The sequence below is a fragment of the Nocardia puris genome (assembly GCF_036051655.1).
In the GTDB taxonomy this organism is placed as follows: Bacteria; Actinomycetota; Actinomycetes; order Mycobacteriales; family Mycobacteriaceae; genus Nocardia; species Nocardia puris.
This window is the reverse complement of record NZ_CP107943.1, coordinates 4,169,614-4,190,905: the sequence shown is the minus strand read 5'-3', so window position 1 is coordinate 4,190,905 and position 21,292 is coordinate 4,169,614. Positions and strand designations below refer to the sequence as shown.

At 65.2% G+C, this 21,292-nt stretch carries 20 protein-coding genes; 12 read left to right on the top strand and 8 right to left on the bottom strand.

Going from position 1 to position 21,292, the window contains the following annotated elements:
- Nucleotides 1-207: 207 nt before the first annotated feature.
- The 5 genes from OHB21_RS19240 to mobF all read left to right on the top strand — a co-directional run bounded on the left by OHB21_RS19240 (nucleotide 208) and on the right by mobF (nucleotide 8,735).
- The gene (locus OHB21_RS19240; RefSeq protein ID WP_051727610.1) at nucleotides 208-1,872 is read left to right on the top strand and encodes a DNA cytosine methyltransferase; all 1,665 of its coding nucleotides are present in this window, start codon (nucleotides 208-210) and stop codon (nucleotides 1,870-1,872) included.
- Between the two features lie 513 nt (nucleotides 1,873-2,385).
- Nucleotides 2,386-2,832 (top strand): single-stranded DNA-binding protein, encoded by a 447-nt coding sequence (gene ssb / locus OHB21_RS19235; RefSeq protein WP_029894503.1) that lies wholly within the window; start codon nucleotides 2,386-2,388, stop codon nucleotides 2,830-2,832.
- Nucleotides 2,833-2,915: 83 nt separating this feature from the next.
- The gene (locus tag OHB21_RS19230; protein WP_148310750.1) at nucleotides 2,916-3,131 is read left to right on the top strand and encodes a hypothetical protein; all 216 of its coding nucleotides are present in this window, start codon (nucleotides 2,916-2,918) and stop codon (nucleotides 3,129-3,131) included.
- Nucleotides 3,132-3,177: 46 nt separating this feature from the next.
- Complete coding sequence (locus tag OHB21_RS19225) at nucleotides 3,178-3,501, top strand: hypothetical protein (RefSeq protein ID WP_051727609.1); 324 nt, start codon at nucleotides 3,178-3,180, stop codon at nucleotides 3,499-3,501.
- Between the two features lie 524 nt (nucleotides 3,502-4,025).
- Nucleotides 4,026-8,735, top strand: a complete 4,710-nt coding sequence (mobF, locus tag OHB21_RS19220; protein ID WP_081872559.1) for a MobF family relaxase — start codon at nucleotides 4,026-4,028, stop codon at nucleotides 8,733-8,735.
- A 2-nt stretch (nucleotides 8,736-8,737) separates the two neighbouring features.
- Here the strand turns inward: mobF and OHB21_RS19215 are convergent, their stop codons facing one another.
- Together OHB21_RS19215 and OHB21_RS19210 are read right to left on the bottom strand one after the other, a co-directional pair.
- Nucleotides 8,738-9,673, bottom strand: a complete 936-nt coding sequence (locus tag OHB21_RS19215; RefSeq protein WP_081872557.1) for a phosphotransferase enzyme family protein — start codon at nucleotides 9,671-9,673, stop codon at nucleotides 8,738-8,740.
- Nucleotides 9,670-11,085 carry an ATP-binding protein gene (locus OHB21_RS19210; RefSeq protein WP_235210895.1) on the bottom strand — a complete coding sequence of 472 codons (1,416 nt, stop codon included), beginning with the start codon at nucleotides 11,083-11,085 and terminating at the stop codon, nucleotides 9,670-9,672. Before OHB21_RS19210 ends, OHB21_RS19215 begins: the two co-directional genes overlap by 4 nt.
- 188 nt (nucleotides 11,086-11,273) lie before the next feature.
- Here OHB21_RS19210 and OHB21_RS19205 point away from each other — a divergent pair, with 188 nt between their 5' ends.
- The 3 genes from OHB21_RS19205 to OHB21_RS19195 are packed head-to-tail and all read left to right on the top strand — an operon-like array spanning nucleotide 11,274 to nucleotide 13,767.
- Nucleotides 11,274-11,957, top strand: a complete 684-nt coding sequence (locus OHB21_RS19205) for an AAA family ATPase (RefSeq protein ID WP_036558098.1) — start codon at nucleotides 11,274-11,276, stop codon at nucleotides 11,955-11,957.
- Nucleotides 11,954-13,093 carry a radical SAM protein gene (locus OHB21_RS19200; RefSeq protein ID WP_029894490.1) on the top strand — a complete coding sequence of 380 codons (1,140 nt, stop codon included), beginning with the start codon at nucleotides 11,954-11,956 and terminating at the stop codon, nucleotides 13,091-13,093. Before OHB21_RS19205 ends, OHB21_RS19200 begins: the two co-directional genes overlap by 4 nt.
- Nucleotides 13,094-13,098: 5 nt before the next feature.
- Nucleotides 13,099-13,767: a hypothetical protein gene (locus tag OHB21_RS19195; RefSeq protein ID WP_029894488.1), complete on the top strand. Its 669-nt coding sequence runs from the start codon at nucleotides 13,099-13,101 to the stop codon at nucleotides 13,765-13,767.
- Between the two features lie 46 nt (nucleotides 13,768-13,813).
- Here the strand turns inward: OHB21_RS19195 and OHB21_RS19190 are convergent, their stop codons facing one another.
- Both OHB21_RS19190 and OHB21_RS19185 read right to left on the bottom strand, forming a co-directional pair.
- A complete protein-coding gene (locus tag OHB21_RS19190) occupies nucleotides 13,814-14,689 on the bottom strand; it encodes a PfkB family carbohydrate kinase (RefSeq protein ID WP_029894486.1) in 876 nt (291 codons plus the stop codon).
- Nucleotides 14,690-14,693: 4 nt separating this feature from the next.
- A complete protein-coding gene (locus tag OHB21_RS19185; RefSeq protein ID WP_228791201.1) occupies nucleotides 14,694-15,158 on the bottom strand; it encodes an NUDIX hydrolase in 465 nt (154 codons plus the stop codon).
- 335 nt (nucleotides 15,159-15,493) lie between these two features.
- Between OHB21_RS19185 and OHB21_RS19180 the strand changes: the two genes are divergently transcribed.
- Nucleotides 15,494-15,976 (top strand): GNAT family N-acetyltransferase, encoded by a 483-nt coding sequence (locus OHB21_RS19180; RefSeq protein WP_029894483.1) that lies wholly within the window; start codon nucleotides 15,494-15,496, stop codon nucleotides 15,974-15,976.
- 40 nt (nucleotides 15,977-16,016) lie between these two features.
- Here the strand turns inward: OHB21_RS19180 and OHB21_RS19175 are convergent, their stop codons facing one another.
- Nucleotides 16,017-16,385 carry a DUF397 domain-containing protein gene (locus tag OHB21_RS19175; protein WP_036558193.1) on the bottom strand — a complete coding sequence of 123 codons (369 nt, stop codon included), beginning with the start codon at nucleotides 16,383-16,385 and terminating at the stop codon, nucleotides 16,017-16,019.
- A gap of 11 nt (nucleotides 16,386-16,396) precedes the next feature.
- Entirely contained in the window at nucleotides 16,397-17,254 is an 858-nt protein-coding gene (locus tag OHB21_RS19170) for a helix-turn-helix domain-containing protein (RefSeq protein ID WP_029894479.1), read from the bottom strand.
- A 200-nt stretch (nucleotides 17,255-17,454) separates the two neighbouring features.
- Between OHB21_RS19170 and OHB21_RS19165 the strand changes: the two genes are divergently transcribed.
- The gene (locus OHB21_RS19165; protein WP_328439888.1) at nucleotides 17,455-18,189 is read left to right on the top strand and encodes a transposase; all 735 of its coding nucleotides are present in this window, start codon (nucleotides 17,455-17,457) and stop codon (nucleotides 18,187-18,189) included.
- 249 nt (nucleotides 18,190-18,438) lie between these two features.
- Nucleotides 18,439-19,431 (top strand): IS630 family transposase, encoded by a 993-nt coding sequence (locus OHB21_RS19160; protein ID WP_328435419.1) that lies wholly within the window; start codon nucleotides 18,439-18,441, stop codon nucleotides 19,429-19,431.
- Here OHB21_RS19160 and OHB21_RS19155 read toward each other — a convergent pair.
- Entirely contained in the window at nucleotides 19,410-19,694 is a 285-nt protein-coding gene (locus OHB21_RS19155; protein WP_407675252.1) for a TetR/AcrR family transcriptional regulator, read from the bottom strand. The two genes, OHB21_RS19160 and OHB21_RS19155, sit on opposite strands and share 22 nt — an antisense overlap.
- Nucleotides 19,695-19,827: 133 nt before the next feature.
- The gene (locus OHB21_RS19150; RefSeq protein ID WP_029894368.1) at nucleotides 19,828-20,460 is read right to left on the bottom strand and encodes a TetR/AcrR family transcriptional regulator; all 633 of its coding nucleotides are present in this window, start codon (nucleotides 20,458-20,460) and stop codon (nucleotides 19,828-19,830) included.
- Nucleotides 20,461-20,674: 214 nt separating this feature from the next.
- Between OHB21_RS19150 and OHB21_RS37550 the strand changes: the two genes are divergently transcribed.
- Complete coding sequence (locus tag OHB21_RS37550) at nucleotides 20,675-21,289, top strand: alpha/beta hydrolase fold domain-containing protein (RefSeq protein WP_081872533.1); 615 nt, start codon at nucleotides 20,675-20,677, stop codon at nucleotides 21,287-21,289.
- The last annotated feature ends 3 nt before the right edge of the window (nucleotides 21,290-21,292 follow it).

Here is a 21,292-nt window from a genome sequence, read left to right as displayed (position 1 = left end):
GGCAACTACGCCGGCGGCAGCGCGATGTTCAGCGACCCGATCGAGGCTCTGCTCGGCTATCCGCCAGGCCACGTGCTGCCCGTCCACGACCACAACCCGTTCTAGCCACTCATCAACTAGCTCCCGCACCTCGAAGGGCCAGGCAGTCCTTACCTGCCTGGCCCTTCGTCGTGTCCGACCCACGTCCGAATACGAAGGGACGCACCCATGTTGAAAGCCATGTCGTGGTTCTGCGGCGCCGGTGGCGACTCGCAGGCGATGGGCCAAGTACCCGGCGTCGAAGTGTTCTTCGGCGCGAACCACTGGGACCGCGCCATCGAATCTCACTCTGCCAACTTCCCTCTCGCCGACCACTTCTGCGGAGATCTCAGCAGCAAAGACGGACGCAGGCGAGTCGCGACATTGCCTGTCGCCGACATCTTCTGGGCGTCTCCGGAGTGCCCGCAATGGAGTGTCGCGCGAGGCAAGAAACGCGACTACGACGCCACCATGCAGGGTGACCTATTCGATACTCCCCGCGACGAGGAGGCCGACCGCAGCCGCGCTCTCATGGAAGAGGTTCCGCTGTACCTGCGTACGGTGATCGCCCGCGGTGGGCGTATCCGTGCCGGAGTAGTGGAGAACGTGGTCGATGTCCGCCAGTGGGACAAATGGTCGCACTGGCTGGCTTCGATTCGCGAACTCGGTTACCAGACACGGGTTATCGCGTTGAACTCGATGCACGCCCAGCCCGCACGTACCCCGGTCGCACCACAGTCGCGCGACCGGTTGTACGTCGCCTACTGGGACACCAAGCTGGGCCGCACACCGGATTGGTCGAAATGGTTGCGCCCGTTGGCCTATTGCCCCTCCTGCGATCAATGGGTCCACGCGATGCAGGTGTTCAAAACGCCAGGCGCGGATATGGGCCGCTACCGCCAGCAGTACATCTACCGGTGCCCGCACGTCCGGTGTCGCAACACGATCGTGGAACCGCCCGCCTACCCCGCCGCCAGCGTCATCGACTGGTCGATACCGGGCCAGCGCATCGGCGACCGCGACCGCCCCCTCGCCGAGAAGACCATGGCCCGCATCCGGGCAGGGTTGCAGCGCTACGCCATCCCGCTCATGGTCCCCGCCGGAGGCACCTGGCGCGACGCGGCGGCCCCGGTCACCGAGCCGCTGAGCACGCGCACCACCCGCGAGAACGACGCACTGGCGATCCCGGCCCCGTTCCTGGCGCTGCTGCGGTCCGACCGCGCCCGCACGGTGGGCTTGTTGGATCCACTGGCCACCATCGTCGCCGACGGCAGCAACCACGCCCTGGTCGTGCCGTGCGAAGGCCGCGACGGCAAGGAAGCGGTACCGGCCAGCCTGCCGCTACGCACCCAGACCACCCGCGCCGAAACCGGCATAGCATTCCTGCCCTTCATCGCCGAACTGCGCGGCGGAGCATCCGACGCCCGCCCGGCCACCGACCCCTTGGCAACGGTGACCGCCAGCGGCAACCACCACGGACTGGTCACCCCCGACCCGTTGCCCGAGCAGGTCCGCGAAGCACTACTGCTGCCCTACTACAGCAACGGACTGGCCCGCCCCATCGGGCAACCGGTACCCACGGTTTCCACCCGCGACCGGTTCGCGCTGGTCAATCCGGACACCATGGCCGACCTCGATATCGACGACGTGCGTTTCCGCATGCTCGACCCGGACGAGATCGGTCTGGCCATGGCGTTCGCCCGCGACTACGTCGTACTGGGCAACAAACGCGAACGCGTGCGCCAGTACGGCAACGCCGTCACCCCGCCCGCGGCCGAAGTCATCGTTTCCGCGCTGGTCGAGGCGATCACCGGCGAACAGATGGAGCGGTGGGCGGCCCCCGTCGCCGCCTAAATCCCCCGCACACAGTGGGTCCCGGGCAGTCCTTACCTGCCCGGGACCCCTCCAACTCTAACCAGGGAACCCCGATGCCCACCAACAACACCTTGCAGTTCGCGCGTCTCATCGCCGCACTGGCGTCCCAGTCCTCGACATGTCACGTTGAGCGCACGGGTGAACTGTCCGGCGGTCCCAGGCAAGTAGCAGTGCGCGGATCGAGCTGGTGTCCGGAGTGCTGGCGATCTGCCCCAAGGGGATCAGGGGTGGTCGGGTAAACCGCCGATGAACCTGCGGCACGGCGATGGGGACGAACCTCCGCTGGCGCTCCGGTCGCCGCAAAGAGCGCGGCGATCCCCATCCCCGCACCGCAGAACCCCCGCCGGCCCGCAGGGCCCGGCCCTCCCCTGATGGCGAAGCCGCAGATCGCCAGCCCTCCAGGCACCGCCCGATCACGGAGTTCTCCGGATCGGGGGTCGGGAGGGGTTGGGGTCAGTCCAATTCCGTTTCTCATTCGAGGAGTGCATTGTCATGGCTGGAGAAATCGTCGTCCCGGTTATGGGTAATCTCACCGCTGACCCCGAGCACAAGCTGTTGCCCAGCGGCCAGACCGTCGCGAACTTCACCGTCGCGCAGAACTCGCGCGTGTTCGATCGTGAGTCCAACGAGTGGCGCGATGGTGCCACGGTGTTCATGCGGTGCGTGGCGTGGGCCGAGCTGGCTGATCATGTCGCGGCCACGCTGGCCAAGGGCATGCGGGCGGTCGTCTTCGGTCGGCTGCGTCAGCGCAGCTATGAGGACCGCAACGGCATTATGCAGTGGATCACTGAGCTGATCGTCGATGACATCGGGCCGTCGCTCAAGTACGTCACTGCCGAGGTGCACGTCCGCGAGGCGGCCGACGATGAGCAGCCGGGTGCCCGCCGCGGTGACCGCGCTCTGGTCGGTGCCGGTGTCGGGGATCAGCCCGGCTTCTGATCGCTGTCACCTACGCAGGGAGCCGCTCATCCGTGAGCGGCTCCCTGCTGCTGTTCTGCACGACAACCAGGAGGTGGCTGTCGATGTCTGTCCGCGAATCCTCACCTGTCCCGTCCGTGGTGGTGCCGGGGGCCTGGTTAGCGCTGCTGATGCTGTCGCGTCAGGTCCGCGAATTGATCGTCGCCCGTGACGATCTGCTCGACGCCGCCGCCATCCACGCCCTGTGCGAGCACGAGGAGCGCCTGATCGGCCAGGCCCGCTACTACGACCGAACCCGTGCATGCGCAGGGCTGCGGTGAACACCTCGACCGCCCGTGAGCCATTCACGGAGGAAGGAGATCGATCGTGGGACTGATCTGGATCGCGGCCGTCGCCGTACTTGCCGCGCTGCTGCTGTGGTGGGCGTTCCCCACTCTGGCTCGGATCGTCGGGTTCTTCATCGTGTTCGACTCACTGCTCGCGCTGGTGTTGACCCCGGCTCGCGCGATTCCCGGCCGACTGGGGTGGCTCGCGCTCGGCCTGGTCATCTGGCTGGCCGGGCACTGGGCGTACGCATTCAAGCACGGCGCGTGGGCCTCGCCCATCGCCCTGCGCATCTTCGCCCTGCCCGGCCTGCGCTGGATGATCCCCCGCTGCACCCTCATCCACTTCGACGACCGCTACCGGTAGATCGCGCTCCCCGATCCCCGTGTCCTCACCAGGATCGGGGTCCAGTGTCGCGCTACGCAGCAGTTGCCGAACCCGTCCCACGCCGAGCCCGGTGATCGCGCACAACTGCGATTCGTTCATGCCCCGTCCGTGCAGGCGCGCCAGCGCGGCTCCTGCCCCGGCTTCGGCTTCCGCTTCCACCCGCGCATATCGCGCGTTCGCGGCGGCGATCGCGGTGTCCCGCCTGCACGCCGCCCGCCTCAGCCGCCCGTACAGTTTGCCGAACTCCACCAGATCGGACTCGTTCGCCCGCACCAGTCGGGCCTGCTCGGCGAGCATCTCCGCCATCACCCCGTGCGCCCACTTGCGCGCATTCCCTGTATCCGCCATCGCGGACCTCCCTTCCCGAATCCCGCGCCCGGGACCGTTTCGCCCGGCCTGTCCCGCGCGGTGAATCATTCATTCATTTCCTCTCTTCATCCAACATCCCACCCCTTCGTTACATTCATCAATCCCTCCAGAAATTCCTCACCATCACTCCCCATATGGGATTTATTCTATTCATCGACACACCTCTTGCATTCACATGCTTACTCGTGGGTAATGTCTTTTTAGAGTTTACATTCCGCGCTATTTTCGAAGAGGTGATGACCCTTCACCGCTTACACGCCGGAGACGGCTACGAGTACCTGACCAGGCAAGTGGCCAGCGGTGATCGCCTGCGCGACCGCACCCGTGACCTCACCGACTATTACACCGAGCACGGCACCCCACCGGGTGTATGGATGGGCCGCGGCGCGCGTGCACTCGGCTTGTCCGGAAATGTGACCGAAGCACAGATGCAGGCATTATTCGGGGAAGGATTGCACCCTGACGCGGACGCCATCATCGCCGCGGCGATCGCCGAAGGGAAGACGGCGAAACAGGCGGTCGAAGCCGCCCAAATCGGCAGAATCTTCTACGAATATTCCACCGAGCCCAGCCCCATTCGCAACATTTTCGACCGCAAGGTCGACGAATTCACCCTCACCCAGCGGTGCCGGCCCGACTGGGACGAGCGCACCATCCTGCGCACCGATGCCGCCCGCGAACACCTCGCCACGACACTCGGTCGCGTCCCGGACCGCGCTGAGATCGCCGAGGCGCTGGCGGCGGAGAAAGTCCGCACGCGCAAGGCAGTGGCCGGGTTCGATTGCGTGTTCACCCCGCAGAAATCGATCAGCATTCTGTGGGGGCTGGGTTCGGATGCGGTGCGCCGCGAGATCTGGCAATGCCACCTCGAGGCCGTGACAGAGGTGCTGGAGTACGCCGAATCCCGCTACGCGGTGACCCGCCGCGGCGCGAACGGCGTCAGGCAGATCGACGCGACCGGGCTGATCATCGCCGCGTTCACCCACTACGACAACCGTGCAGGGGACATGAATCCGCATACGCACGCGGTGATTTCGGGAAAGGTCCTCGGCTCCGACGGCGAATGGTCGGCGCTGGATGCGCGAGCGCTCTACGCGGCAGCGGTGTCGCTGTCATGCCGCTACAACGCCACCATCGTCGGAAAACTCAAGCGGCGCATGGGATGGCGCTTCGAAGAACGCACCCGCGGGCGCGGCAAACTGCCCGTGCTCGAAGTCGTCGGCGTAACCGAAGCCATGGTTGCCGAATTCTCCCGCCGCGACGACATCCTGGCCCGCTTCGAACAACTCGCCGCCCACTACCGGGACACACACGGACACAACCCGAAGCTGACCACCCAGTACAAACTCGCGCAGCAAGCGACCCTCGAGACGCGCCAGCACAAGCCGTTGCCGACCACATTGCGGCACATGATCGCCGAATGGGGCGTCCGATTCCGCGCCGTGTTCGGCCACCGCAGCGGGCAGGAATTCGTCGACCGCCTGCACTGGGAACACACCCATCCCGACGCGCCCCGGCCCTTCGATCCGAACGAAACCGCGGCCGCGGTCGGTGTCGACCTCGGCGGTATCGCCGCGCTGCCGGCCGCTGCTCCAGCGCAACTCGAGTACGCGATCAATTCCCAGCTCGATCGCTGCTTGTTCGATTCGCCGCAGGCGCGGACCGCCGCTCGTGCGCAGGTAGTTGCCCGGCTCGTCCCCGAGCCGGAGCAGGCCGTGCTCGATCGGATCGACGAGATCTGCGCCGTGCACAAGCGCAGCGTCTACGATCCTGCGGTCATCGCGGTCGAGGTCACCGAGATCGTGGGACGGCGCCGCCCTACATGGACCGAAGCCAACATTGCCTCCGTGGTCGAGGACCGCCTCGCCGTCTGCGACTTCGCCTCCGACCAAGCACACCGCGACGCGGTCGCCCACGTCACTGCCTTGGTCCGCGACAGGCACTCGATCCAGCTGAGCATCGACCCGGATCCTGTCCCAGCCGCCGTGGCACGGGCGTCCGGGGAGAGCATTTTCACCACCACCGGCTCCATCCGATATACCTCCCCCGCCGTGCTGGACGCCGAAACACGTCTGCTCAAGGCTGCCCGGACGCCCGTACGCGGACAGCTATCCGCTCCTGTTGTGGACAAGGCGATCAAGCGCGTCGAAGCCCGCGAATCCTGCCACTTGAATCCCGGCCAGCGTGCGATCGCCCGCTATCTGTGCACCGTCGACACGCGGCTCGCGGTTGCGATCGGCCCGGCCGGCACCGGCAAGACCACCGCCATGAAAGCTGTCGCCGAAGCGTGGCAGGCGGCCGGGCGGACCGTCATCCCGCTGGCACCGTCGGCCTCGGCCGCCCGCGAACTCGGCGCCAGCCTCCACGCCCCGGCCCGCACCCTGCACAAACTGTTCGCCCAAATCACCTTCGGAGTCCCCACCGGACTGACACCCGACACGATGCTTCTCATCGACGAAGCCGCCATGGCCGCCACCTTCGACCTCGACAAACTCCTGACAGTGGCCACCAGCCACGGCGCGATCATCCGCTGTATCGGCGACCCCGAACAGCTATCCGCCGTCGAATCCGGCGGCATCATCCGCACCATCGCCCGCGATCTCCGCGCTCCCCAGCTTCGACAGGTTGTCCGCTTCGACGACCCGAACGAAGCCGAGGCCACCCTCGCTGTCCGCGCCGGCGACGCCAAGACAGCGTGGGAGTTCTACCACGATCACGGCCGGATCACCCACGGCATGAGCGACCAACTGCGCACCGCCATCCTCACCGCACACCTGGCCGACACCGCAGCCGGAATCTCCTCGGTCATGATCGCCGCCACCCTCAACGACGTCTCCGCCCTCAACACCGCCACCCAAGCCGCACACATCAACACCGGACGCGTGCGCACCGATGGCGGCCGGATTCCGTTGTCCGACGGGCACTGCGGATTCCCCGGCGACATCGTCGTCACCCGCGCCAACAACCCCCACCTGAAGATCATCGGCGGGCGGCGCCACGGCACGCAGGTCGACAACGGCGACCTGTGGCGCATCCGCCGCGTCCACACCGACGGCTCGATCACCGTCACCGGTACCAGCCACCGCGGATCGGTCCTGTTGCCACCGGACTACATCAGCGAGCACGTCGAACTCGGCTACGCCACCACCGTCCACCGTGCCCAAGGCATCACCGTGCGCCGCGCCTACCTGCTCCTCAACGCCACCCTCGGCCGTGCCCTGGCCTATGTCGGTCTCACCCGCGGATCCGAACTCAACCGCCTCTACCTCGCCACCGACGCCCTTGTCGACATCTCCGGCGACCAGCAACCCGACGACCCGCAAGAACCGTTGCGCTGCTTCGCCCGCGTGCTCGCCCGCGAGGACGACAACCGCTCCGCCATCGACATCATGCGCGCCGAACAAGCCGCTGCCGACCGCCGCATCCACGCCAGCTACCAGCACGCCCACCAGCTGCTCGCCGACGCCCGCGCCGAATACCTGCTCGATCGGGCCCTACCGGTCATGTACTTCCATGACGCGAAACAGTCACCGACCTACCGGGATCTGCTCGACACGATCGCTCTCGCCGACGCTCACCACTTCGACACCGCCGAGCTGGTCGCCAGTATCGCCACCAACAACTACGACGATCTCGGCGAATCCCTCGCCACCGCCCGCGACACCGCCGCGGTCCTGCGTGCTCGCGCCGACCGCTGGATCCGGCACCGCCTCCCAACAACCACCCCCAACCCGCTCGTCATCGCCCCTCACGAGACCCTCACCGCCACAGACGAACACGCGCTCTTCGCGCTGGTCGGGCAAGCCAACACCGGACCCTCTCCCACCCTCGCGACACAGCCACGATTCCGCGCCCTACGCGACCTGTCCTCCGCCCGGCAGTGTCCACCCGTACCGACACCCTGGCCCGGCATCGACGTTCAACTCGCCGACTACGCCCACGAACTACGCCGCCGAGTCCTCGCGCGCGCAACAACCACTACACCTGTCACCGATCCACTGGCGCGCTCACGGGAAACCTCTGCCGTCACCACTCCCATGGGGGAAGAAACCCCAACACTCAATGGCACTCTGACTGCCACCGCCATGCCGGACACCGAAACACTGTGCGACGTCAGCGCATACGACGCTGCGTGCCTGATCGCGGACCTCAATGCCCACGAGACCCTCGCACTCAGCTCCGCCGCTCCCGTCGGCACCGAACCACCGACACCCGGTTCCGCGGTGAGTCCCGACCGTCTGGACCGGATGCGGGCCGACTACCACTCCTACGTCAAGGAACTCGCCGATTCCCACACCGACCGATGCCTCTACCGGGCGCTGCCTGCCGTCCTCTACCGACTCGCCACCCAATCCCGGCACTGGACACCCTTGCTCGACACCATCGCCCTCGCCGGCGCCCACCAACTTGACACCAGTTCGCTCATCGCGGCCATCGCCACCGACAACTACAACGACCTGGGCGCCTCTCTTCTCCTCACCGACGACCCTGCGCGCGAACTACGCGACCGCGCCGACGGATGGATCCTCCAGCACCTACCCGACCCACGCTCCACCGACCAAGCCCGCTTTCGCGCACTCAATGATTGGCCCTATTCCGGTCAGTTCAGACCGATCCCCAACTACCCCGGCCGCGACGAACTGCTGGCCGACTTCGCCGACGAGCTACGCCAGCGAATCGAACGGGCACGATCACTCAACCGCACCGCCGCCCCATCCACAACGACCACACCCGCCCCACCCTCGCCCGCGCCCGCGCCAAAGCGAACCACCACATCCGGCCGTCGCCGTGTCAAGTCAGCTACCCCCGGCGCCAACCACCGTCGACATCGGCGCGGGCTGTAAAACTAGTCTTCATCGACTGTCGCGGCCCCGGACATGGGCCCGGGAACAGGTCGCCATCCCGACCATGGCCGGGGACCGAGCTTCCCACGGAGACACGCGATTCGGTGATCGGCTTGGGCGCGGTCGACAGGAATGCGTACGGCGGTTTGCGCGGCCATGGTGGTCATCCGGAATTCGCGAAGATCACGAAGTAGCTCGTAACCTTCCCACTCGGTCACGTCGTGCCCGTAGACGTCGCAGAATGCCCGGTACTGCTCCGCGCTGATTTGGCCGAGCGTCTGGTACTTGATCGCGGTGTGGACGGTGTCCCATTCCGGTGGCCCGGTAGAGGTTCGTTCCAGGTCGAGCAGGATTACCTGACCGTCCTCGGTGGCGACGACATTGCCGCCCCATGCGTCACCGTGGACGACGGACCAGGGGAGCCCGGTCGGTCGCTGATCCCAGCGCATTTTCAGCTCGGCTAGGTGCTCACGCATCCACATGCGGTCATCGGCCGAGATGGTGCTCGCCGATTGGATTCGCTTATCCAGTCGCACAAAGGGATCCAGGGTGCCCAGGTCGAAATCCTCTGGTGGAGTAAGCGCATGGAGCTTTCGGAGCGCGGCAGCAACCTCGGTGGGTGTGCCGTGCCGGTGCGGCGGGAGCTCCTGCCAGAACGTCACTGCGCGCTCGTCGATGACGACCGGCTGATCGATCTCGGGAACGACGCGCACGGCTGGCATGCCCACTGATTCGAGCCATCGCGCCACCTGGACTTCGCGCTGTGCTGCGGCTTGCTGGCCGGGCCGCGCTATCCGTACGACGACGGCGCCTGGAAGCCGGTAGATGACATTCTCGCTGCGGTTCAGGACAACGGCTCCGCTGGAATCCAGGCCGACATGTTTGCAGGCAGCGCGCAGGACCTCACCGGTTGAATCGGCCGAAATCTTTGAGCTCATATGGCGACAAGTCCCTTGATGCGGTTGCTGAGCTTGGCTACGCCCGGCTGGTCTATCCGCCGGGCCGCGAATCTCTGCAGATCTCGCAAATCGTCGGCGGCTCGGTGGGAGCGCAAGCCTTTCGCGTCGGTGAGTGCCCGTGTCGCGATGGTCGTCGCTTCCTGTGGGTCGCCGAGAGCCATCACCAGAGATGACAGTTTGATCCCTGAGATGGCGCGGGAGCGGCGGTAGGCGTCGGTGTGCCCGTTGACCGCTGTCGCGAGTCGGTGTCGTGCTTCGGTGGCGAACGCTCCGCCCATGGCGAGGTCGTAGAGGGCGTGCCCGGTGTCTCCGGAATGCTGCGCCAGGTCGTAGTACTTCATCCAGGCGGGATCGTTGTCGGGGCGGGCGCGCGCGAATTCGTCGTCGGCCCTGCCGACCTCGGTCACGGTGTCCTGCACGCGGCCGAGCTTGGCCAGCGCGCGGGCCTTGGTGGTGTGCAGCATCGCTCTTTCCGTCGCGGTGAGCCGATCGGATCGGACGAAGGCCAGCTCGACCGAGGTCAGTCCGTCCTCGAGATCGCCCCGCCAGATCGATTGCCGGGCCATGGAGGAGAGCACCTTCGCACGAAGGCTCCAGTCGTTGCTCTTCTCGGCGCAGTCCAGCGCCAGCTGGAACATGGCTCGTGCGTCGGTGTGCTCGTAGCGGTCGAAGGCCATGAATCCCGCTGTGTGGCTGAGGAACCCGACCGCGGAGCGGAGTTCGGCCTTGTCTTTCGGTGTCGCGTTCGCGTCGAGCAGGCGCACCGCGTGACGCAGCTGCGCGAGGACGGCTTCGCGTACCAGACCGCGGCCGTCGGCGGCGTCCCACGAGCTGATCTGTTTGGCCGCGGTCCGGATCTCCTCGATTTCCGCCTCGCCGACCGTGGAGGGTACGGGCGTCGATTTGAGGGTGGAGATCAGCTCCAGCAGCGTCGCGGGGGCGAGCGTGATCGCTGCCGCGGTTCGCAGGAATCCCTGGCGGTTCACATCCTCGAGAGTATCGGCGTTTCGCATCGGCAGTTTGAACCACAGGAGATCGCCGGGGATCTTCAGTGTCTGGGCCCAGTGGATGAGTTTGCTCAGCTGTTCTGGTGCGGCACCGTTCTCGAGTCTGCTCAGCTGGCCCTGGGTGAGGTTGAGCCAGCCGGCCACCATTTCCTGCGCCAGCGGGCGGCCGTGGAAGGGGTGGGTTCGGTAGGCGTAGATCACGCGACCCATATGCCAGGTAGCCAGCGCGTCGTGCATCAGGTCGGTTTGCCAGAATTCGCGGGGCAGGTCGGGCGGCTCGAGGATCCTGGGTTCGCAAGCCGCGCACACGGATTCGTCGTTGTACCGGTTCAGCCTGGTCCCGCAATGCGCACAGTAGCGCCGCGGCGGCGGCATCCGTTTCATCCGACCGCTCCGGCCCGACGTTGGGGCATCGACCCCCTCGATCTCCCTGATCTGCGGAAGCTACCACGCCTCGGGGGTGGCCGGTATGTGTTCGACGCATATCGCGGCCCGTGCACGGGACATGGTTTCGCCCCTTCTCGGGCTGGACGCTTGGGCTGTCCGATTCGGTATCGAGAAAGGAGCAGGCTGTGGGATTGTCGTTGGTCGTTCCGCTGATCGGACCGCCTGCCGCAGGGAAGACCACGTTGGCCATGGTGCTCGGAAGCGAGCCAGGGCGGCGGATCTTCCGCCTTCGCGAACATGTGCCGCGACAGGTGCTGTCGGCCACCGCGACCGACAGCCAGCGGCTGGGGTGGATCGACGAGGACACCGTCGAAACGGCACTGCGCGGCTACTTCACCCGCGTCTACGAGGACCCGGATGTCCATACCGTGTTGATGGACAACTTCCCCGGGTCCGCAAGCCAGGTCGACCAGCTGGTGTCCGTGCTGCGGGAGTTCGCGCCGCCGTACCACATCGAAGCGATCGAGGTCGTGACCGACGCCAAGACGTTGAAGCAGCGAGCGCACAACCGGAAGGTCTGCCACCGCTGCGAGCGCGACCCGATCTCCGATCCCCGGCTACCCGCCATCCCGAAACCGAGTGATCCGTGGGCCTGTGCCCAGTGCGGGGGCCTGCTCCATCCGCGCCGGGGTGACTCGCCGCGGCTGCTGAAGGCCAGGATCCAGCGTTATCAGAACGCCGCCGGGGCAATCCGTTCCGGATTCGCCGATTCGGGCATCCCGGTCACCCAGCTCGACACCACAACAACCATCACCGGGGCTGCGGATCTGCTTGCCCCACTGCTGATCTCACGGAGCGCAGTCCAATGACATCGGTTTCACTGCCCACCCCGACCCTGCGGGCAGACGGCTACGGCCATGCCCGGATGCCGCGCAAGATCGATATGCCCGAACCCGAGCGGGTCGACCGCGTGCCCTATGGGCGGTTCCGGAACGTCTACCTCTACATCACCGAGGCGTGCCAATTACGTTGTGAGCATTGCTATATGGGCGAGCGCCTGGAGCGCGCGCTCAAGCTGGAGCTGCCGCAGATCGTGGACACGCTGTCGACCTGGCGGAAACTGGGCGGGTCCAAGGTGACCATTCTTGGTGGCGAACCGACCCTGCACCCCTACTTCGTCGATGCGATCCGGGGAGCGGGCAAGCTCGGCTACGAGGACGTCATCACCACCACCAACGCGCAGCTGCCGGCGGCGAAGAAGTTCCGGCAGATGGAGCCCTCGGACTTCGCCTACGTCCAGGTCAGCATGGACGGAGGCAGCGCCACGACCCACGACCGTGTGCGCGGCCCCAAGACGTTCGAAACCGCGCTCGCGACAACCGAAGAACTGACCGAACGCGGATTCGACACGCGCATCATCTGCACCGTCAACAAAGCCAACGAGACCGACGTCCTGCGGCTGCTCGACATCGCCGACGAGCTGGGCGTCAGCCTGGTGAAATTCCATGTGTTCAGCACCATCGGCACCGGCCACGGAAACCCCGACATGGCCATGACCCCACCGGAATGGGTCACCTTCTGCGACAACCTGAATCAGGTTGCCCTCGAATACAAGACGCGCGTCTGGTACCAGCCGACCTACGCCCGCCGCGACCAGATGGACCGCTACGCCGGTGAGGGCTATCAGGGCTGCATCGGCCGCACCCTCGACCGGATCTCGATCTTCCCCGACGGCAGGGCCTACGTCTGCTCGTACTTGTTCGACACGAAGATGAACTACGCCCAGATGACCGACGGTCAGGTCCAGCTCAACCACGGCCCCAATGAATTCGAGCTGTTCACAAGCGTGCTGACCGAATCCAGCTGCGGCGACTGTAAATCCAGCGCCTGCATGGGCGGCTGCCCAGCCGAAGAGCTGGTGATGGGCGCGTCCTCCTGCAGCGCCTACCCCGACATCGTGCCGGTGTGCCGACTGTGGAAATCCAGCGCCAAACCCGAGGAATGAGACCGATGAACGACACCAACGCCGCCGACCGCCTGGACCTGGCAGCGAACAAACTGTGCGAGATCGACTGGAACGACATCGACGAGGTAGAACGCGCGTCCTTCGAGTTCTTCGAGGAACTCGCCGCCGATCCGGCCATCGTGCGCGCACGGCTCGACGACCTGCCGAACCGGCCGCAGCTGCTCGCCTTGTGCGAGCACTACGACATTCTTGACAAGGTCGTCCTATTCAGCGACGACTCCGGCGTGCGGGTTCGGCTGCATGTGTTCCTGCCGGGCTACTTCGACCGGCCACACAACCACCGATGGTCCTACGCCAGCAGGATTCTGCGCGGGCAGTACCGGCACTACCTGTTCGGCAACGCCGAGGTCGACGACCAGATCGAACCCGCGAAACTGCCCGTCCTGCAGGTCCGTGAGGAACCGGTCGGCGTCGGCTACGCGCTGCATCACACGATGGTGCACGCCGTGGTCGCCGAACCATTCACTGTTTCGCTGGTCGTTCGTGGTCCGGCGGTCAAGGATCGCTTCCTGGTCGCAGACCGCAGGACCGGGCAGGTGTGGTGGCAATACGGTGCCGACCAGGAATCGCCCGAGGAGTCGGTGAAGAAGCGGATGACCGGCGAGCGGTTGCAGGAAATCGTTGCGCGCCTGGCGGAGTGGGACCTCTACTAATTGGCCGAACTGCGCGCCAGCATCGTGATCAGTGACTCCAGTTCGATCAGCGTCGGCAGTGGGGCGCTGTGCTGCCGTGCGCACCGCAGCGCCCCACTGGCCGAGCCGAGCAGCAAACTGCGGTCCATGGGGATACCGGCGCGCAGGCCGTAGAGCACGCCGCCGGAGAATGCCGCTCCAGCGCAATGCGTGTGACGCACCGGGACCCCGAAGGCGGGGCGGTGACCAGTTGCGAGCGACTGGCTGCGAGCGCGCCGAAAGCGCCGGCGGTCACGATCACCCACTGGGCACAGGTCTGCCCCAACAGTTTCCGAGCGACGATCGGTGCGTCGCGATGCGAGCTATCGTCGACATTCGTCTGGATCAGCAGATTCGCATAGCCCGCCAACTCGACCCGCAGGGTGTCCGACAGCGGCGTGCCGCCGAGGTTGACCAGCAGCCGCGCCCCGTGATTGCGGGCCGCTCGAACGACACGGAGCGCGGCTGCCTCGATGAGCTGGTAAGCGTCGAGATAGACGAACGCGGCGGCGCTGAGCGCGGAAAGGTCCACGTTGGTCAATTCGTTGGCTACACCGGACAAATGCGCGAACCACGTGCGGGTGTTGTGGTCGTCGGCGACGACCACAATCCGCGGCGTCGAGACCTCGGCGCTGGCTACAGCCGTCGTAGGCACTGCGCGTTGCTGTAGCCAGCGGCCGACCCGCCCGCCGGCCTCGTCGTTGCCGATTCTGTTAGCCACCAATAGCGTTGGCACGTCGAGGGCCGCCAACACTGCGGCCGTCATGGGTCCATCGGCAGCGATCGACTGCTCGGTGACCCGGACTTCGGCTCCGTGGTTGGCGAAAGGGAACTCCGGCACGCTCCACAGCTCGGCCGATGCCAGGTAGCTGACGCACACGACCGGTCTGTCTTGCGTGGTCATGGTGCTACCAGCCGTACACCGAGAATGGCTCGTCCGCAGCGAGGTGGTGCATCGCGGTGCGACAGTAGGCGATCATGTGGTCAGGCAGCGCGTGAATCGGAAACCATTCCAGCGCGACGCATTTGTTCGGTTCCAGGTTCGTCGGTTCACCCTGCCAGGTGTCCACGGTGAAGAAGAACGCCATCCGCCCGCCGGAGGACGAGTTGTGCATGATGTGGCCGAACCGCACATCCTCCGGTGCGATCCGCACACCGATCTCCTCATCCGCCTCCCGGAGCAGAGCGTCGACGACCGATTCATCGGCTTCGAGATGACCGGACGGCAGATGCCACGCCCCGTCCTCGTATCCGGTGTTCTGCCGCCGACCGAACAACACCTCATCACCACGGCGCAGCACCAGATGCACGTCCCCGGTGACCTTGTGACGCTGCGGCTTGGCGACCTGGCTCGGCTGGACTGTCGTTTCCAAGACCTCTCCCTTCGAACGATTCATGTGCGCTGAGCTGGACTGTTGGAACGAATCGTGGTCGAGCGCTCCGAGCCTAATGTGCTGAACGGAGGGTGGTTATGCGTCGGATACATACCGCACACCGTGGACGCCCGGAGAGGCCGTCCACACCACCGAGACGAAGGCGAAAACGTGCGCTCCACAATCGAACTGCGAGTTTCGGCATCGTGGCTATCAACTGCCACCACTCTCTGGTTACTCCAGGTATCGCCCTTGCCGCATCGACAGGCGAGTAGATTCCCGGCCCGATGGACAAGCATCGCCCCCAAGATTCGCACGCGAGGAGTGCAGCCCCCATGATCATCGCTCCACTGCAGCCCAAACACATCAGTGACATCCATCAGCTCATGGAGCGAGGCGAGCCATATGTTCATGCCCGCAACCTGTCCGATTATTGGCTGTACGCCGCCTTGTTCTCGTCGACATGCCCTATCGCAACCGACGGCGACAGCATCGTCGGTGCCGTCATCGCTTTCCGCAGCCAGGACAATCCCGCAGACGTCTACCTCCAGGACGTCATGGTCCATCCGCAGCACCAGCGGCGCGGCATTGCTCGGGCACTCCTGGACAGCGTGCGATCACAAGCCGAGACATGGGAGTGCGAACGAATCTACCTGACCTCGGAACCCGACAACGAAGCTGCTCACGTCACCTGGACCGCCCTTGGCTTCACGAATGTGCCTGGCGATCACGAGATCAATGGCGTCTCGGTCATCACCGACTTCAAGGGCCCAGGACGCAACCGCGCCGTCTTCGAACTAACCCTGACAGGTAAGTGAGGCAATCAATTTCAGCCCGAAGCTGCGGCGTGAACTGCAGTTAAGCCGCCAGAGCTTCTCTATCGAATTCCCCATCACGTGCGCCTGCCACGAAGGCCACCCACTCCTGGCGAGTGAACCGCAGCATCACACCGCTGTTGGTACGGAGTTCGACCCAACCCGTGTCGCCGATCTCGATGGCGGGCTCCGTGACGGCGCTCGAGCCGGTCACGGCAACCGTGACGAGGTGTTTCCACTGCGCCGGTGTCACGGCAATGATCGGCTCTGACACCGGATCGTTCGCAGGGTCGCGCCGGTATTTGCTGTCGCGAATGTAGACCCGGATACCGTCGCTCGCCACCTCGACGCAATTGCCGCCGGTGTTTCCGCTGTAGCTGGATGTCCGCCATGTGAGCGGGCGCGAGATCATGATTTGCTCCACTAGTTGTTGTCGATCGCTGCGATGCGCTCAGCAAGCATATCGGCCGACTCCGCTGGCGAAAGGGCTGCGGCGCAGAGCCGTTCGGCTGCCAGTTTGTACCAGCGCAGCTGGTCTTCGTCTTGAACGTAGAGGGCGCCGGTGGAGTGCTCGACGTATCCGATGCTGCGGTCGCCGGGCAGGTCGAGCAGCACGAAGTCTCCGTTGATGCCGTCGTGCACAGGCACCGAGAACGGCATGATGTGGAGTTCGACATTGTCGCGCTTCATCAAATCCAGCAGGTGCTCGAGCTGTTGGCGCATCACCGCGGGGCCGCCGACGAGCCGATGCAACACGGCCTCATCGATCACCGCGCGGAAATTCAACGGCGCCGTCTCGGTCTCCAGTCTTTGCCGGGCCATCCGGGCCTTGACGACTTGGTCGATCTCCAGCGGGGCGATCTCGATGCTGTCCGCGAACAGTGCGCGAGCGTATTCAGGCGTTTGCACCTGGCCCGGGAGCTTCATCGATTCGAAGGCGAAGAGTCCCTCGCACATCCCCTCCAATCCGACGAAGGTTTTGAACCAGTCGGGCAGCACCTCACCGAACGGTGTCCACCAAGGGTTCTGATCTGCGCGAGCGGCCAGCGACACCACGCGGTCGATGTGCTTCTCGTCAACGCCGTAGAGCGCGAGCAACTTTCGAATGTCAGCAGGTTGCTGCTGGGTACGGCCGGTCTCCAGATAGTTGATCTTCGCCGTGCTGGAGCCGATTTCCTTGGAGGCTTCGACCTGCGATATGCGGGCACGCTCCCGTGCCACGCGCAGCTCGTATCCGATCAGGAAGCTGACGGCTGTCGGGTCTGCACGACGCTCTGACATCGGACCATACCTCCTCAACTTGGCAGCGCGAGAGTACCGGGCGTCCCTCCACTACCACCGTACTCAACGCTCGTGAAGCTATTGCTGAATGTAGACCTACCAAGTAGTCTACATTCAATCCATCTAAGGGATGTCCCGTAAGCCGTTGAGCGGCAACGGGTATCGTGTCGCGGGTGGTGAACTCGGCGTCTGACCCGGTGATGGTGGAGTTGTTCTCCGGGCTGCGACCACGCACGTTCGCTCGCCTGATCACCCAGTTGCGGCGCGAGGGCGCTGATCGGCCGTTGCGGGGCCGGCCTTGGGGGTTGTGTTTCGAAGACCGGGTGTTGCTGGTGGCCTCCTACTGGCGGACCAACCTCACGATGCGTCAGCTCGCGGCGGTGTTCGGGGTCTCGAAATCGGCCGCGGCCCGGGTGATCGATGACCTGGGGCCGGCGTTGGCGCTACGGCCCCGGGCCCGGTTCGGCCGTGGTGCGGTGTTGATCGTGGACGGGACCCTGGTCCCGACCCGTGATCACAAGGTCGCCGCCCAGAGTAAGAACTACCGGTACTCGACCAATCATCAGGTCGTGATCGATGCCGACACCGAGCTCGTCGTCGCGCTCGGGCGGCCGTTGCCGGGCAACCGCAACGACTGCCGGGCCTGGACCGAGTCCGGTGCGGCCGAGGCTTGCCGCAACGCGGTGGTGATCGCTGATGGCGGCTACCAGGGCACCGGCTTGATCATCCCGCACCGCCGCTCGCCTGGTGTCGAGCTGCCGGAATGGAAACAGGCACACAACAAGTCCCACCGCAAGGTCCGCGCCCGTGTCGAGCATGCCTTCGCCCGGATGAAGACCTGGAAGATATTGCGCGACTGCCGGTTGCGCGGTGATGGGGTGAGTGTCGCGATGTCCGGGGTGGCGAGGCTGGCCAACCTTGCCCACGCCTGCTGATTCCTGGCCAGTGGACCGGCACTGTCACCGAGTCAGACTTACGGGACATCCCTTAGTGCCGTGTCCGAGAAGGTTGATGCGGTAACCGTCGTCGGGGTGGCGGGTTGATCATCTGACGGGGACCGGCGATGCTGCCCGGTGGAGGTGGTGCCGGTGGCTCGGAAGCCGGATGTGTTCGTCAGGGCCCTCACCTCGGAAGAGGGCCGCAAACTCGCGCAGATCGGGCGGCGCAGCAAGCAGCCGGTGCGGATGCGACGCGCGATCGTGGTGATGGCCTCGGGCCAGCACCAACCAGTGCCGCTGATCGCGAAGCTGATGCAAGTATCGGAAGCGTATGTGCGGCAAGTGATCCACGACTTCAACGAGAAGGGCATGGACGCACTGGACCCAAAATGGAACGGGGGCAGACCAGCGAAGACGGACCCGGCCACGCGTGACCGGATCTGTCAGATCGCTCGGTGCTGTCCCCTGGATCTGGGGTGGCCGTTCTCGACGTGGAGTCTGTCGAAGCTGGTAGAAGTGCTGCGGGGTAACGGAATTGCCGACATCAGCCGCGAAACTCTGCGGGGAATCCTCAAGGTCGGTGGGGTGTCATGGCAGGCCACGAAAACGTGGAAGGCCAGCAACGACCCCGATTTCGTGGAGAAGATGAACAGGGTCCTGAACCTCTACGACAATCCGCCGGCCGACGGGCGGGTGGTCTGTGTCGACGAGTTCGGGCCGCTGAACCTGATGCCGCGCCCCGGTCGGGGCTGGGCGCAGGCCGGGCGACCGAAGCGGCTTCGTGCCACCTACAACCGTCACGACGGGGTCCGGCACATGTTCGGTGCTCTGGACCTGCGGACCGGCCAGTTGTACTACCGGATCCGGGACCGGAAGCGGGCGGTCGAGTTCTTGGCGTTCGTGAAATCGTTGCGAGTTCGCTGGCCGGGTGAGCGGTTGTACCTGATTCTGGACAACTACTCGGTCCACAAGCGTCGTGAAGTGCGGGAATGGTGTGCCGACAACGAGGTCGAGTTGGTGTTCGTTCCGACGTATTCGTCGTGGTTGAACCGGATCGAGTGCGAGTTCGCCGCGCTGCGCTACTTCGCGCTCAACGGCACCGATCACCGCTCCCATGCGGTGCAGGACGCGGCGATCGGTGACTACATCCGGTGGCGCAACCAGCACGCCCGACCGATCCGAGACTTCGCTGTCGGCTCGAAGATCCGGCGCCCGGATTACCTAACCAACGTTGCCTGACGAGGCACTAGATCGGGTTGTCCGGCGAGCGGCCCGCGAATCCTGCCGAGGTAGCGGCTGGCCGTCCGCAGGATGACACCCGACACTACCGATTCGCGGTTCGCGAAGTGCCGGTACACGGTGGCCCTGGAGACGCCGGCCTGCCGAGCGATGTCCTCCATCGTTGTAGCCGAGAGTCCGATCTCTTCGAAGCAGAACTCCGCGGCATCGAGTAGGGCATCCGTCGTGTCACGCAGGGCCGTAGTTCGCGCACGGCGACGCACAGGTTTCGTCGTCACCACGACGAGTATGCCGCTCCTGCGTTAATAGAGCGCGCACTTCCGCTCCTCCCTCTCGGTGAGCACTTCAGCGATCGGATTTATGACACATATTGAACGATATGTCTCGCCCCGAATTCTATCCGGCCCGTTCGTCACGCAGCCGGGGCAGGAGATGGCGGCGCGCGAACCGGCGCGCGCCCTCAGGGGTGTCGAGGGATATGCCGGTCGAAGGGGTGAGCACGAACGACAAGATCACGCGGACCGTCAACTCGGAGACCACGCGAAGTTCGGCATCTGTGCGGTCATCATGGACCTCTTGTGCGAGTTGATCGGCCAGAAAGTTCGACGCGGTCTCGACAAGGCCGCCTCCCTCGATCGTGAGAAACGGTAGTAAGGACTCCGGCTCGGTCTCCAACAGGCGATTGAGCAGAGCGTGCCCACGGACTGCCGCCAGCGTGAACACGAATCCCTCGACGATCTTGTCCTCGAGATCCCGATGGCCCGACACCTCGGCTTCCAACTCCACGAGGAACCTGCCGAGTTCTCGCAGGATCACCGCCTCGACGATGCGCTCCTTGCTCGGGAAGTGTCGGTACAGCGTCACACGCGCCAGCCGTGCGCGACGCGCGATGTCCTCGATCCTGCTGCGACTGATCCCGACAACCTCGAACTGCCGGAGCCCGGCGTCGAGGATCCGTTCCGGGGTTCCAGTCGGCGTCGGCGTCCGGATCACCGACACTGCCTTCAGAAGCAAGCTGGTGTAGTTCATCGTCCTGATCAGGTCCTTCGATCCAGGCGGCTGGTCGGCTGCCGAGCGTGCCGGATCGCCGGTCGACCTTGAGCGTGTCCCAGACCCATCGTATAGCCCACTTCGAGAAACACTCTGAAGTGGGCATTGAAACAATAATACTAGATAGGTACCGTTATTCTCTGTGGTTCGCAAAGGGGCGACCCGGCGCATCCCCGGACTGACCGATGAACGGATGAGGACCAATAGGCACCGGCCCTCATCCGCAGATGCCCTTGCGACAGCCATCGCTGGAGTCGGCGTCCGGTACACCGCGCGGCCCACCGAGATATCACCTGTGCGCGTGACTTGCTCACCGCGGACCCACCGGAGACCAACGGGCGAACTCTCCGCACGATCAGAGTTTCCGATGATCGCGGTCGCATACCAGAAGTCCCTGCGGAATCGCTTTCCCGCCGCGAACGACGACGCCTGGCGGGGCTATCGATGGTTGAACTCACGAGCCGATGGTGGCCGGTTGGCGATCGTGGGAGACTCGGCGGGGAGATATCAGGCGGTCGCCACGCCACCCGCGGCTACTCGAGGAGCACCCAAAGGTGGCTGTCATCCGCAGTCGGCCTTGCTGGCCTTGAACCCATTAACGGATGCCACGCTCAAATTGGAGCGGATGCGCGGGCGGCTTCAGAAGGGCCCGCCGCCAACCTCCGCCGCCGTCGGGGCCATCGGCTTGTACACCGCCAACCCGTCCGCGAGAGTCTTCGCTGCCGGACGTGGGCGGATCGGCTCCCGCGGCGCTGCCCTGTCCTCCGGACACCAGGTCGGAATAGTGTCCACAATCGCGAAGGAGTAACGC